Origin of the sequence: Citrobacter koseri ATCC BAA-895, assembly GCF_000018045.1 — a bacterium.
In the GTDB taxonomy this organism is placed as follows: domain Bacteria; phylum Pseudomonadota; class Gammaproteobacteria; order Enterobacterales; family Enterobacteriaceae; genus Citrobacter_B; species Citrobacter_B koseri.
In genome coordinates, this window is the sequence record NC_009792.1 from 720,443 (window position 1) to 735,491 (window position 15,049).

Annotated in this window: 12 protein-coding genes; all 12 read left to right on the plus strand. The window is 40.5% G+C overall.

Annotated features, from left to right (window positions below; translation table 11 throughout):
• The first annotated feature begins 11 nt into the window (after positions 1-11).
• The 12 genes from wcaM to wzzB all read left to right on the plus strand — a co-directional run bounded on the left by wcaM (position 12) and on the right by wzzB (position 14,981).
• The gene (gene wcaM / locus CKO_RS03230) at positions 12-1,415 is read left to right on the plus strand and encodes a colanic acid biosynthesis protein WcaM (RefSeq protein WP_012131719.1); all 1,404 of its coding nucleotides are present in this window, start codon (positions 12-14) and stop codon (positions 1,413-1,415) included.
• Positions 1,416-1,580: 165 nt separating this feature from the next.
• Positions 1,581-2,474, plus strand: coding sequence for a UTP--glucose-1-phosphate uridylyltransferase GalF (gene galF / locus CKO_RS03235; RefSeq protein WP_012131721.1), 894 nt, complete (start codon positions 1,581-1,583; stop codon positions 2,472-2,474).
• Between the two features lie 363 nt (positions 2,475-2,837).
• Complete coding sequence (locus CKO_RS03240) at positions 2,838-4,148, plus strand: capsular polysaccharide export protein, LipB/KpsS family (RefSeq protein ID WP_012131722.1); 1,311 nt, start codon at positions 2,838-2,840, stop codon at positions 4,146-4,148.
• Positions 4,136-5,212: an EpsG family protein gene (locus CKO_RS22140; RefSeq protein WP_071818850.1), complete on the plus strand. Its 1,077-nt coding sequence runs from the start codon at positions 4,136-4,138 to the stop codon at positions 5,210-5,212. Before CKO_RS03240 ends, CKO_RS22140 begins: the two co-directional genes overlap by 13 nt.
• Entirely contained in the window at positions 5,212-6,492 is a 1,281-nt protein-coding gene (locus tag CKO_RS03250; protein WP_012131726.1) for an MATE family efflux transporter, read from the plus strand. The genes CKO_RS22140 and CKO_RS03250 overlap by 1 nt, the downstream gene beginning before the upstream one ends.
• Before the next feature lie 13 nt (positions 6,493-6,505).
• Positions 6,506-7,267: a DUF4422 domain-containing protein gene (locus tag CKO_RS03255; protein ID WP_012131727.1), complete on the plus strand. Its 762-nt coding sequence runs from the start codon at positions 6,506-6,508 to the stop codon at positions 7,265-7,267.
• A gap of 23 nt (positions 7,268-7,290) precedes the next feature.
• The gene (locus CKO_RS03260; RefSeq protein ID WP_024130198.1) at positions 7,291-8,280 is read left to right on the plus strand and encodes an acyltransferase family protein; all 990 of its coding nucleotides are present in this window, start codon (positions 7,291-7,293) and stop codon (positions 8,278-8,280) included.
• A 12-nt stretch (positions 8,281-8,292) separates the two neighbouring features.
• A complete protein-coding gene (gene glf / locus CKO_RS03265) occupies positions 8,293-9,441 on the plus strand; it encodes a UDP-galactopyranose mutase (RefSeq protein ID WP_012131729.1) in 1,149 nt (382 codons plus the stop codon).
• 14 nt (positions 9,442-9,455) lie between these two features.
• Complete coding sequence (locus CKO_RS03270) at positions 9,456-10,892, plus strand: undecaprenyl-phosphate galactose phosphotransferase (protein WP_012131730.1); 1,437 nt, start codon at positions 9,456-9,458, stop codon at positions 10,890-10,892.
• 149 nt (positions 10,893-11,041) lie between these two features.
• Positions 11,042-12,448 (plus strand): NADP-dependent phosphogluconate dehydrogenase, encoded by a 1,407-nt coding sequence (gene gndA, locus CKO_RS03275; RefSeq protein WP_012131731.1) that lies wholly within the window; start codon positions 11,042-11,044, stop codon positions 12,446-12,448.
• 236 nt (positions 12,449-12,684) lie between these two features.
• Complete coding sequence (gene ugd, locus CKO_RS03280; protein ID WP_012131732.1) at positions 12,685-13,851, plus strand: UDP-glucose 6-dehydrogenase; 1,167 nt, start codon at positions 12,685-12,687, stop codon at positions 13,849-13,851.
• Positions 13,852-13,997: 146 nt separating this feature from the next.
• A complete protein-coding gene (gene wzzB, locus CKO_RS03285; protein WP_012131733.1) occupies positions 13,998-14,981 on the plus strand; it encodes an LPS O-antigen chain length determinant protein WzzB in 984 nt (327 codons plus the stop codon).
• Positions 14,982-15,049 lie beyond the last annotated feature (68 nt).

Consider the following 15,049-nt stretch of genomic DNA (forward strand, 5'->3'; position numbering starts at 1 on the left):
ACCGAGGTTGTATGCCAGAGAATAAACTCTCCCGTCGCACCTTCCTGACGGCAGGCTCTGCGCTTGCCGCGCTTCCTGTCCTCCATTCCCCCTTTGCCCGCGCGCTTGAACCCCGGCAAACCGTCAATATTCAGGATTATAACTCCCGAGACTGGATAGCCTCGTTTAAACAGGCGTTTAGCGAAGCGCAGACGGTTGTTGTTCCTGCGGGGCTGGTCTGCGAGAACGTCAATACCGGCATCTTTATTCCGGCAGGAAAAACGCTGCATGTGCGCGGGCGCTTAAGCGGCAATGGTCGCGGTCGGTTCGTGTTGCAGGATGGCTGCCAGGTAACAGGAGAGCAGGGCGGCAGTCTGCACAACATCACCCTGGATGTGCGCGGTTCAGATTGCACCATCAGGGGGATTGCCATGAGCGGGTTCGGCCCCGTTACCCAGATCTACATTGGCGGCAAAAAGCCGCGAGTGATGCGTAATCTCACCATTGATGATATTACGGTCAGCCATGCAAATTACGCCATTCTGCGCCAGGGATTCCACAACCAGGTGGACGGCGCGCGCATCACCAACAGCCGATTCAGCGATCTGCAAGGGGATGCTATCGAATGGAACGTGGCGATTAACGATCGTAACATTCTGATCTCTGACCATGTTATAGAACGCATCGATTGCACCAACGGGAAAATCAATTGGGGGATTGGCATCGGGCTGGCGGGCAGCACCTACGATAATGCCTACCCGGAAGAGCAAACCGTAAAGAACTTTGTCGTGGCCAATATTACCGGATCGGATTGCCGACAACTGGTTCATGTGGAGAACGGAAAACACTTTATCATTCGTAATGTAAAAGCGCGGAATATCACGCCTGATTTCAGTAAGAAAGCGGGCATTGATAATGCGACGGTAGCAATTTATGGGTGTGATAATTTCGTGATTGATAATATCGATATGGTGAATTGTGCGGGGATGCTTATTGGTTATGGCGTCGTCAAAGGCAAATATTTATCCATTCCGCAAAATTTCAAATTAAATGATATTCATCTTGATAACACTCGCCTGGCCTATAAACTGCGCGGCATTCAGATCTCTTCAGGGAATGCGACCTCCTTTGTGGCGATCACCAATCTGGATATGAAGCGCGCTACGCTTGAATTACACAACCAGCCGCAGCATCTTTTCCTGCGTAATATCAAGGTAATGCAGGAGTCTGCGACAGGGCCCGCGCTGAAGATGCACTTTGATCTGCGTAAAGATATACGCGGCAAGTTTATGGCGAAACAGGACACTTTGCTGTCGCTGGCGAACGTTCATGCAGTCAATGAGAAGGGGCAGAGCTCTGTCGATATCGACAGGATTAACCACAAGGTGGTGAATGTGGAAGCAGTCAATTTCAGGTTGCCGGAGCGGGGGAGGTAGTTTTGCGACCATTCCTGGCGAAAGTTACTCATACTTAAGATTATGGCTACTGCAATCTGCGGATAAGCGGCGTACCATCACATCCAACGCCATAATGTAATTCATGCTGGCTAAAACATGCTAAAGAGCTATAATTCAGCAACCATTTTATAGGTGGATGAAATAATGATTAATTTGAAAGCAGTTATTCCGGTAGCTGGTCTGGGTATGCACATGTTGCCTGCCACCAAGGCAATCCCCAAAGAGATGCTGCCGATTGTTGACAAACCGATGGTACAGTACATTGTTGACGAAATTGTTGCTGCTGGGATCAAAGAAATCGTTCTGGTCACTCACGCTTCCAAAAATGCGGTAGAGAACCACTTCGACACCTCCTACGAATTAGAGTCACTTCTGGAGCAACGCGTGAAACGTCAGTTGCTGGCGGAAGTGCAGTCCATTTGCCCACCAGGCGTGACGATTATGAACGTTCGTCAGGCTCAACCGTTGGGTCTGGGGCATTCCATTTTATGCGCACGTCCTGTGATTGGCGACAACCCCTTTGTGGTGGTGCTGCCTGATATCATCATTGATGACGCGACGGCCGATCCGCTTCGCTATAATCTTGCGGCAATGGTAGCGCGTTTCAACGAAACGGGGCGCAGCCAGGTGCTGGCAAAACGCATGAAAGGCGACCTTTCAGAGTATTCCGTTATCCAGACCAAAGAACCTCTGGATAATGAGGGGAAAGTCAGCCGTATTGTTGAGTTCATTGAAAAGCCGGATCAACCGCAGACGCTGGACTCAGATCTGATGGCGGTAGGCCGCTATGTGTTGTCGGCAGATATCTGGGCAGAACTGGAAAGAACAGAACCCGGCGCCTGGGGCCGCATCCAGTTGACGGATGCAATTGCAGAACTGGCGAAAAAACAGTCTGTTGACGCCATGCTGATGACAGGCGATAGCTACGACTGCGGTAAGAAAATGGGCTATATGCAAGCGTTCGTTAAGTACGGGCTGCGCAACCTGAAGGAAGGGGCGAAGTTTCGGAAGGGAATTGAGGCGTTGCTTAACGAGTAAGCTAAGCCAGGATACTGTCATTAGAACCATAGACAGTTATCACTCGACAATAAGCTCGACTGTGGAAAGTTGATGCTTATTGCCGTTTTGTTTTGCACTTTAGTGTAAAATGATCAACAAACAACCCCTGCCAAACTCTTTCTTAGGGCAATCACAAACAACTGTCGTGAGGTTGTGTCTCACACGGAAACGGAAGTTGAGATTGATTTCAGAAGAGGTTGACTGGGGTATTAATTACATGGATTTTTGAATCCTTGTTTCTCAGTGTATTGGTAGCTGTAGAGCCAAGGGCGGTAGCGTGGACAGCATATCAAAAATTCGACGCGATTTTTAATTTTGTCATCAAAAAAGATTTTTGTAGAAATGAAAAAAATAGCAATAATGTCCTTTTATGAGAGTAATTCAAGATATATACATCAACTATCAAAACAGATAAAAGAGGTGACTGGTAGAGATACTGTCCAGTTGTGTATGTATGCTTCTTCGACTAACTATTGCATCAAAAACTCATTAGAATATATTGATTTACCTGGAAATGTTCGTAAATATAAGTCAGAAAAAAATATTACAATACCTCGTCATTTTTATGAGTTTCATGTCTCTCTTTTCCCTGAATTAGAAAAATATTTTTTAGATATCTCTAGAAAATATTGGGATTTTTATGAGAATTATTTCCCATGGGAAGATTTCCACAGTGTGGTATTTATTGGAGATAAACGTTTATATTCTTCTATTGGTGGCTATTTTGCAAAATTAAAAGAGGTTCAAGTATTCTATTTTGAACCTGGCCCATATGGGACGATGATTTTTGATCCGAAAGGCGTCAATTGTAATATGAGCATCACTACTGCTAGTCTCGATATGATGCGGAATAATGTAAATGAAGATGAAATAGAATATTTATATAATAAATGCATTACATCTGTCAGTGAAAAGAAATTTTATGAAAAGAATATTGGTTCTTATTTCCGAAAGATAAAAGATGTCCTTCAAAGTGTCCCTCCATCTATTTTTAGGAAAGTATGTGCTGTCGAACTATATACAGGGGAGGGTTTTTGGGAGTCTATTCCTTATTTATTAGGACGTCTGCCATTTAAAAAGAATAGTAAAGCAAATAAGATTGATATAGAAAAACAAGGGAAATATATTTTTGTTGCGTTACAAGTGCCAAATGATGTCCAGATTATCTCAAATTGTAAATTATTTTCATCAATTGATGATATGTTAACTTCAGTTATTAAATCATTACCTGAGGGATATGATCTTATTGTTCGTGAACATCCAATGAATAAAGGGAGATATAATAAATCACTGTATAAGTTAATTAATGAAAATGTGAATGTACATATTGATAATAATACTCCAATTGATCATTTAATCGATAACTCTTCGTTAGTAATTGTAATAAACTCAACTGTAGGACTTGAGGCTGCTGTAAGAGGTGCTGCTGTATTAACACTTGGTGATATATATTATCCTCAAATAGTAAATAATCTAACATCTCGAGAATCGTTAAAAACTGAAATAGTTAAAGCCATCGATAATAAAGCTACCCAGGAAGAAGTGAAACTTTATATAGCTTATTTATTTAAAAACTATATGGTTAAAGATAATTATAAAAATAGCAATTATTATGATCTCAACAATGCGGTAGAAAAAATATGCTGCAGGTAATATTTTCACCAATTGGTTTTGCAGCATTCTCTGTTTTACAGATTTTTTTTGTTTCTATAATATCTTTCTTAAAAAGAAGCAAGTTTTCCTTTTTTTTATTGGCTATTAACATAACACTTATTGGATTATATCTTGGTATAGCTAATCGTTGGGGATATGATTCTATTCACTATTATATACCTTTTTATGAGGGTGATACCTCCAGAAAGTTTGAGCCAGGATTTACTTTATTAGTCTATATATTGCGAACAATAGGTATACCATCTGAGTTATTTCCTGTAATAACAATATTAATTACAACATGGTTATCTTTTATAGCAATACTGAAGCTAACAAATGAATATGTACAGACAACTATAATTGCTTTTTGTCTGACAAGTATGATAAGTTTCATGTATCTCTATATGGGAGGAATGCGACAAGCTATCAGTTTTAGTTTTCTTCTTTTATCAATAGCATACCAATCAAGAAATGCATCGATTAAATCTTTTATCACTATTATTATAGCTATCAGTCTACATTTCTCTGCTTTAATATTTTTGGTTATGCCTATATGGAGACGACTTGATTTTCATAAAAAATATATAATTATTTTGCTATCACTTATTTTTGCTTTGGCATCAGAATATATTGTTGGTTTTGTGCTCAAAGCATTACCCCCGGGAAGTGTGTTTGCTAATAAAATAATTCGAGCATTTGAGTATTCAGATCGAAATAATGAACACGCCATATATATATATAAGTTTTTATATTCTTCAATATTTGTATTTATTCCTTTATTCTTATTGGATAAAACAATAAAAAATAAAAGCGCATCTCTTATTTTAGAATATGCTCTGTTAGCATATGTTTTCTCTGCCATCTTATTTTTCACCAAAGAATCATCGATCAGATATTTGTTTGTAGTAAATGTTTTTTTAATCCCTTTTTATATTATGAGTATAGAACACGTTTTTGTTAAAACTCAACGAAGGGTAATATTATTACTAATAGTTATTATTTTTATGCTTTATGGGGTTATATCACATAACTGGTTATCTGAATTAGTGACTCGATTTATCTAATGACTAGAAAAAAAACTAAGGCATTGTTTGCTGTTATCGCAGCGAGAGTAATTGGTGTATCCATTAGTTTTTTGATGAATATACTTGTTACTCGCTGGGTCAATGTAAATGAAGCCGGAATATTCTTCACCTCCTTCTCTATTATTATGTTGTGGGGACTTATCGGTACATCAGGGTTTTGTGATGCCATTCTTAGAATGCGACCGCAACTTATAGCCACAAGAAATTATATCCAGGCAAGTTCATTGGCATTGTTTGGAGCATTAATAATTATAGTTATATCATGTCTGTTATCAGGCGCTATATATCTTTTTCTGACTTACGGAGAGTCATTAAAGGTCTATGGTGCTTTATATATTTGTGCGAGCATCCCTCTTCTTTCCATGATCCAATATACGGGATATATATTTCAGACTAATGGGAGATCATTATTATCTGTTATTATAATTAATATATCCTATCCGCTGATATTTTCGTTTATTGTTTTAGTATGTGCCGTTCTGCATATGGAAGCTAATGCATTAAATTTAGTAAGGTTTTTATTTTTATCAATTATACTTAGTTTTATCTTTTGTGCTGTTTTGTGGAAAAAATATATATTTACTAATATAAATGCTGTTGTTTATTTGAAGAAGCTTAAATATAAATATATAATTACAACATTACTATCTTTCTTGCTAATATTAATATGTAATACCATTATACAATGGATTACACCTATCATCTCTAACTACTATATTTCAAGTGAAGACGTTGCTCTTATCTCTGTTTGCTTGCGGATTGGTTTAGTTATCAGTTTCTTCCTTATTTCATTAAATGTTGTTTTTGCACCAAATTTTTCCAAGCTGTATACTGAAGGGAAATTTGATGAGCTTAAATTAATGGTAAGAAGTAGCACCCGTCTTGTCGTTATTTTGTCATTGCCAGGAGTAGCGTTTCTCTTACTATTCCCTGAGTTTGTGCTTTCAATTTTTGGGCGTGAATATACTCAAGCATCTATCATACTTAGAATAGTTTGCATTGGTCAGTTAATTAATGTCCTGACAGGGTCGGTCGCTTTCTTATTAACAATGACAGGTAATGAGAAAATATTTAGAAATATTATTTTCTTTAATGCATTTATGATGATTATCAACCTTAACTTCATGGGGGGGGGATTCGGCATAAAAGGAATTGCCTGCGCTGTTGCTCTTTCTGTGATTATACAGAATGTCATTGCTGTCTATTTTGTGAAAAGAAAACTGGATATCAATATCCTTGATTATTTTTATTTGAAGTAAAATTGGTAATATCATGATTAGAATATATATCGCAACACATAAGCAATATGATTTTCCTGTAGATGAAGGTTATCAACCTATCCATGTAGGTAAGAAGAATAGTACATCAGATTTAGGTATAAGTGTTATCGGTGATAATGAAGGAGATAATATATCAGAATTAAATCCATCATATTGTGAATTGACTGCATTATATTGGATCTGGAAAAATTCAGATGAAGATATTGTTGGTTTAGTTCATTATCGTCGTTATTTCGCTGGCGTTCATAATATTATACCGCTCCATGGTAAGGGCATTGCTTCTAGTAATGATTTTGACCTAAATAAATATGATTTAATTGTCGCTCGTAAACGTAATTACTATGTTACGAATATAAAAAATCATTACTGCCGAGCTCATTCAGAAGGTGATTTGAATATATTACGCTCTATCGTGGAGGCTATGTATCCTGATTATAATCAAGCCTTCGATACGGTTATGCATGGTCGGAAAATAAGTCTGTATAATATGTTCGTAGGTAAGGCTGATGTGGTCAATCAGTATTGTCAGTGGCTTTTCCCTCTATTAGACGAAGTGAATAAACAGATTGATTTCTCTGGTTATGATTCTTATCAAAAAAGAATTTTAGGATTCATGGCAGAAAGATTATTTAATGTATGGATTGAACATAATAAAAGAAATATTAAAGTTGGATACAGAAAGGTTGTAAATATTGAAGGTGAAAATTTAATAAAAAAAGGAAGTGCACTCTTGGTTAGGCATTTCCTAAAATAAAATATAAGCAGCGAGAGTATTCAATGACTCGACGTACGGATATAGATATATATCGTGGACTGGGGATATTGTTGGTTGTGTTAGGACATGTATCCTTCCTCAGTCCATCTTGGCATAAGATTATTTATAGTTTTCATATGCCTGCTTTTTTCATTCTTTCTGGTTATCTGGTAAATGTTAAAAATCTGGAGTTGAAACCTTGGATATTTATCATCCAGCGATTTTATAGATTGATTATTCCTGCATGGACGATTGGAGTAATTTGTGGCTTGCCGTTTGTTGCTATGTTATTGATGAGTAATATATCTGGTAGTGATTTCCTTATGAAACTATATGGAACATTAACAGGTGCAACAAAAGTAGCAAATAATTTCTTTGTTACTCCCATTTGGTTTTTATATTGCCTGTTTATAGTTGAGGCTATGTTTTATTTAATAATGAAAATCTCTTCAAATAAATATATTATTGCCTTGATTGTAATTTCCTTTTATTTAATTGCGAAAAATGTAAATATTTTTCATTTTTTTAATGTGAATATAGCTTTTATCGCTATGCCATATTTTTTAATTGGATATATATTGCAAAGTATTGTCATAACCAGACATATTAATTATGCGATGATTTCTGTCGTACTGCTTTTGGGATTTTCGTATTTAACTCCCACTGAGGTTGATATGTCTGCATTACAGGTGGGGAATGGAGTATGGGCTTTTATAAATCTTGCTTCTGCTTTAGCAGGAAGTTATCTGCTCTATTATATTGCGGGTTATATTAATTCGGAATTTATCTCTTGGTTGGGTAAAAATACTTTGGTTATATTGGGGTTTAATTATTATATTAACGCCATAGCGAAAAATATATTAACTTTTGTACATATGGAATACTATGTCATATTAAGTTTTATTATCCAGATCGTATTGCTCGCTATTCTTGTGAAAATAATTGCATGCTGGCCAGCTCTTAATTCCCTGGTGAATGGGAAAATGTTTGTAACTTATAAAGAAGCAAAATAATTGAGGTCATTGATGAAATCTGTTGCTATTGTCGGTGCGGGTATTTCTGGTGCGGTTATTGCAAGATTATTAGCAGAGGAAGGGATTGAGTCTGTTGTTTTCGACAAACGTTCTCATATTGCTGGTAACTGTCATTCAGAACGTGATCCGCAGACCAACGTCATGTTGCACGTTTATGGTCCCCATATTTTTCATACAGATGATAAAGAAGTTTGGGATTTCGTTAATCAGTATTCAGAGTTTATGCCTTACACCAACCGTGTGAAGGCCATTTACAAAGGCAATGTTTACTTACTACCAGTAAACCTGCATACGATTAATCAGTTTTTCAATAAAACAATGCGTCCGGATGAAGCCCGTGCTTTCATCGAATCTAAAGCTGACAAATCTATTGTCGAACCGAAAAACTTTGAAGAACAGGCCATCAGCATGATTGGTCGGGAACTGTATGAAGCATTCTTTAAAGGCTATACGCGTAAACAATGGGGTTGTGAGCCGACGGAGTTACCAGCCAGTATTTTGAAACGCTTGCCGCTTCGTTTTAACTATAATGACAATTATTTTAACCACCAGTATCAGGGGATGCCCAGAGATGGCTATACCGATATGGTTGGAAAAATTCTTGATCACGAACTGATTGAAATAAGAACAGATACTGAGTTTTCAGCTGCCGAGAGTGGGGCCTACCAGCATGTATTTTGGTCAGGCGCGCTGGATGGTTACTTTAACTTTAGTGAGGGGCGTCTGGGTTATCGCACGCTGGATTTCGAAAAATTCTCAGCAGAAGGTGACTACCAGGGAACGGCTGTTATCAACTACTGCGAAGAAAATGTACCTTATACCCGAATCACTGAGCATAAGCATTTCTCACCCTGGGAGTCACACGAAAAAACAACATGTTATCGTGAATTTAGTCGCTTCTGCACCGAAGATGATATTCCGTATTATCCGATCCGTATGGTTAAGGAAAAAGAACTGCTCAATCGCTACCTGGATAAAGCGATGGAATTAAGCAATACCACTTTTGTCGGGCGTCTTGGTACCTACCGCTATCTGGATATGGATGTCACTATTCGTGAAGCTATTGATGTTGCAAATAAATTCCTTGAATGTCAAAAGAGTCAGGAGCCAATGCCTGTATTTAATATAAATCCTCGCTAACGTCAGGTGTTGTCATGGATACGGATAATTTTTTGAATAAATATAATCCATTGCTATGCAAGGTTTTTCTCGCAGCATCGGATTTTATATTTTTTAACTTATCACTGGCCCTCTCTATTGGTTGTGTATACTGGATTTTTAACGATCTTTATCGTTTTATCCCCGATGCTCAACTGGAGATGCGTATAATTTCTCATGTCATCCTGAGCTTGATATGTGTGGGATGGTTCTGGGTTCGGTTGCGACATTATTCCTATCGCAAACCCTTTTGGTTTGAATTGAAGGAGATTATCCGCACTATTGTGATCTTTGCTGTTTTTGATCTGGCGCTGGTCGCTTTTTCTAAATGGCAATTTTCTCGGTATGTATGGGTCTTTTGTTGGACGTTTGCATTAATTCTGCTGCCGCTTTTCCGAGCAATGACCAAACAACTTCTTAATCGTCTTGGGATTTGGAAGAAAAAGACTGTCATTATGGGTAGCGGAAGTAATGCAGTGGAAGCTTATTATGCACTGCAAAGTGAGGAAATGCTTGGCTTTGATGTTGTCGCATTTTATGACGAAGAGTGTACAGAGGCAACGCTACAGGGACTGCCGGTTCTTCAGGACCCCAATATTCTTTGGGAAATGAAGAAAACAGGCGATATTCATTTCATTGTAGCTTTTGAAATGGAAAACAGCGATAAGACCATTAACTGGTTGCGCGAACTATCGAAGAAGGACTGCCGTTCTGTCACGGTTATTCCGTCCCTGCGCGGGTTACCACTTTATAATACCGATATGTCTTTCATCTTTAGTCATGAAGTCATGTTGCTGCGTATTCATAATAATCTGGCAAAACGGACATCTCGTTTCCTTAAACGGACTTTCGATATTGTCTGTTCATCACTGATTATCTTAATTTCTTCGCCACTGCTCATTTATCTTTGGTACAAAGTTACCCGTGATGGTGGTCCGGCAATCTACGGTCATATGCGAGTAGGACGTCACGGTAAGCTTTTCCCTTGCTATAAGTTTCGCTCAATGGTGATGAATTCGCAGGAGGTTTTACAAAAGCTCCTTGATTCCGATCCTGCCGCACGGGAAGAATGGGAGCGTGACTTTAAGTTGAAAAACGATCCGCGAATCACTCCTGTCGGTCGATTTATTCGTAAAACCAGTCTTGATGAATTGCCTCAGTTATTTAATGTGCTGAAAGGTCAAATGAGTCTGGTTGGCCCGCGTCCGATTATCTCTGAAGAGTTACCACGCTATGATGAGAATGTTGATTACTATCTAATGGCGAAACCGGGAATGACAGGGTTGTGGCAGGTAAGTGGACGTAACGATGTGGATTACGATACCCGAGTCTACTTTGACTCCTGGTATGTCAAGAACTGGTCGCTGTGGAATGACATCGCTATTCTTTTCAAAACTGTGAAGGTAGTCCTCCATAGAGATGGTGCATATTGATGTAGCAGAAACTGCATTTTATGTGCATTAAGTTCATTCTGAAGAGGACATCTATTGCTACCTTCTGGCCTCTAACCTGAGTTAACATGTTCTTCACTTTACTCGCCGCCATTTTACGGCGGGGTATCCACACCTGACAGGAGTATGTAATGTCCAAGCAACAGATCGGCGTCGTCGGTATGGCAGTGATGGGGCGCAACCTGGCGCTCAACATCGAGAGCCGTGGTTATACCGTCTCCGTTTTCAACCGCTCCCGTGAAAAGACCGAAGAAGTGATTGCCGAGAACCCAGGCAAAAAACTAGTGCCTTACTACACGGTAAAAGAGTTTGTTGAATCCCTTGAAACGCCTCGTCGTATCCTGTTAATGGTGAAAGCAGGGGCGGGCACTGATGCTGCTATCGATTCCCTGAAGCCGTATCTGGATAAAGGCGACATCATCATTGATGGTGGTAACACGTTCTTCCAGGACACTATCCGTCGTAATCGCGAACTTTCTGCCGAAGGCTTTAACTTCATTGGTACTGGCGTTTCCGGTGGTGAAGAAGGGGCGCTGAAAGGCCCATCTATCATGCCTGGCGGTCAGAAAGAGGCCTACGAACTGGTTGCGCCGATTCTGACTAAAATTGCCGCAGTTGCAGAAGATGGCGAACCTTGCGTGACCTATATTGGTGCCGATGGTGCCGGTCACTATGTGAAAATGGTTCACAACGGTATCGAATACGGCGACATGCAGCTAATCGCAGAAGCCTATTCTTTGCTGAAAGGTGGCCTGAATCTGTCTAACGAAGAGCTGGCAGAGACTTTCACTGAGTGGAACAAAGGCGAGCTGAACAGCTACCTGATCGATATCACCAAAGACATCTTCACCAAAAAGGATGAAGAGGGTAAATATCTGGTTGATGTGATTCTGGATGAAGCGGCAAACAAAGGCACCGGCAAATGGACCAGCCAGAGTTCTCTGGATCTGGGCGAGCCGCTGTCGCTGATCACGGAATCCGTTTTTGCACGTTATATCTCTTCTCTGAAAGAGCAGCGTGTCGCAGCGTCTAAAGTGTTGTCGGGACCTAAAGCGCAGCTTGCGGGTGACAAAGCGGAATTTATCGAGAAAGTCCGTCGCGCGCTCTACCTCGGTAAGATCGTCTCTTACGCACAAGGGTTCTCCCAGCTGCGTGCCGCTTCTGACGAATATAACTGGGATCTGAACTACGGCGAAATTGCGAAGATCTTCCGTGCCGGCTGCATTATTCGTGCACAGTTCTTGCAGAAAATCACCGACGCATATGCAGAAAATGCGGGTATCGCTAACCTGCTGCTGGCACCGTACTTCAAGAAAATCGCGGACGATTATCAGCAAGCGCTGCGTGATGTGGTTGCGTATGCCGTGCAGAATGGTATCCCGGTTCCGACGTTCTCTGCCGCTGTTGCCTACTACGACAGCTATCGCGCAGCCGTTCTTCCTGCGAACCTGATCCAGGCGCAGCGTGACTACTTTGGGGCGCATACGTATAAGCGTACTGATAAAGACGGCGTTTTCCATACTGAATGGCTGGAATAATTCCTGATTCGCATCAAAAGCCCGGTGATTCACCGGGCTTTTTTTTGTCCCTAATCTGATTGATTTATTTTTACTTCTTAATATTAACTTAATAATTAATGTTTAACCTGATAAAGAAAATCTGAATTGTTTTAGCCTTCATTGACACAATATTCATTCAGGCGTTAAAACTTTTATATCTTATCAGGATGTATAAACATCATGATGCATAATTAAGTTAATTCTGAGAGCGTGAAATGAAAATCACCATTTCTGGAACCGGGTACGTTGGTCTGTCAAACGGTTTGCTTATCGCACAGCATCACCAGGTTACCGCGTTAGACATTATTCCCAAACGTGTAGAAATGCTAAATGATCGGATATCTCCGATTGTTGATAAAGAAATACAGCAATTTTTAGCGTCCGGGAATATTAATTTTGAAGCAACCTTAGACAAGGTATCCGCCTACCAAAATGCTGATTATGTCATTATTGCAACACCAACCGACTATGATCCAAAAACAAATTATTTCAACACATCAAGTGTAGAATCGGTTATTCAGGATGTGACAGAGATTAACCCATCGGCAGTGATGGTGATTAAGTCAACGGTGCCGGTTGGCTTCACCGCAACGATGAGTAAAAAATTTAATACGCAGAATATCATTTTCTCCCCCGAGTTCCTGCGCGAAGGTAAAGCGCTTTATGATAATTTGCATCCTTCGCGGATTGTGGTTGGTGAACGCTCTGAGCGTGCGGAGCGATTCGCTGCTTTGCTACAGGAAGGCGCCATAAAACAGGACATACCAACCCTGTTTACCGATTCGACGGAAGCAGAGGCGATTAAGCTTTTTGCTAATACTTACCTTGCGATGCGTGTTGCTTACTTTAATGAGCTTGATAGCTATGCGGAAAGTTTAGGACTGAATACCCGACAAATTATTGAAGGTGTGTGTCTGGATCCTCGTATTGGCAATCATTACAACAATCCTTCATTTGGTTATGGCGGTTATTGTCTGCCGAAAGATACGAAGCAACTTCTGGCGAATTATCAGTCAGTGCCAAACAATATTATCTCCGCGATCGTGGATGCGAACCGGACGCGTAAAGATTTTATTGCAGATGCCATCCTGTCCAGAAAACCCAAAGTGGTGGGCATCTATCGTCTGATTATGAAGAGCGGTTCTGATAATTTCCGTGCGTCTTCAATTCAGGGGATTATGAAGCGTATCAAAGCTAAAGGTGTGGAAGTTATTATTTACGAACCGGTTATGAAGGAAGCGTCGTTCTTTAATTCCCGCCTTGAACGTGATTTGAATACGTTTAAACAGCAGTCCGACGTGATTATCTCCAACCGCATGGCGTCTGAACTGCTGGATGTTCAGGACAAAGTTTATACACGCGATCTCTTTGGCAGTGATTAACCTTCTGTTATTGGGGCTACAATAGCCCCTGATTGGCTATCAAAGTGTTTGAAATAATCCGTAAATTTTATCAATAATCCTATAGCATTAACGATGTTTATGACTACACTGTCTCCAGCTTAAGCATTTTCTTAGTTAGGGTACTGATGACAGTGAACAATAACAATGCTACCGGGCGCAGTAATGACCCGGAACAGATTGATTTGATTGATTTAGTGATGCAATTGTGGCGCGGAAAAATGACAATCTTTGTGTGTGTCATTGTCGCAATTCTATTGGCTGTTGGTTACATCCTGGTAGCGAAAGAGAAATGGACCTCTACCGCCATCATCACCCAGCCTGATGTAGGGCAGATTGCTACTTATAATAATGCGATGAGCGTTTTGTATGGCGATAACGCTCCGAAAGTTGCGGATATCCAGACTGGTTTTATCGGTCGCTTTAGCTCCGCCTTTTCCGCATTGTCAGCAGCCCTGGATAATCAGGAAGAACCTGAAGAATTAACCATTACCCCTTCTGTTAAGGGTCAATCATTGCCGTTGGCTGTTTCTTACGTTGGAGAGTCTGCGGAAGGAGCGCAACGCCAGTTAGCAGAGTATATCCAGCAGGTAGATGAGAGCGTTGCGAAAGAACTGGAAGCGGATCTGAAAGATAACATCAAGTTGCAGACAACTACGCTTGAGGACTCGTTAAAAACGCAGGAGGTGGTCGCGCAGGAGCAAAAAGATTTGCGTATCAAGCAAATTCAGGAAGCATTGCGCTATGCAGAGCAGGCCGATGTGACTAAACCACAGGTTCAGCAAACTCAGGATGTTACGCAGGACACGATGGTTCTCCTGGGCAGCGATGCGCTGAAATCAATGATTGAACATGAATCCACGCGTCCGCTGGTTTTTTCGTCAAATTATTATCAAACGAAACAGAACCTGCTGGATATCGGAAATCTGAAAATCGAAACCGCATCCATTCACGCCTACCGTTACGTCATGAAGCCGACGCTGCCGGTTCGTCGTGACAGTCCGAAAAAGGCAATTGTGCTGGTCCTGGCGGTGCTATTGGGCGGGATGATTGGTGCAGGTGTGGTGCTGGGGCGTAATGCTCTGCGCGACTACAGAGAGAAAACGCAGTAATTTATTGTTATCCTGGATGGCACTACGCTTATCCGACCTACAAAAAACCGGGCATTGCCCGGTTTTTT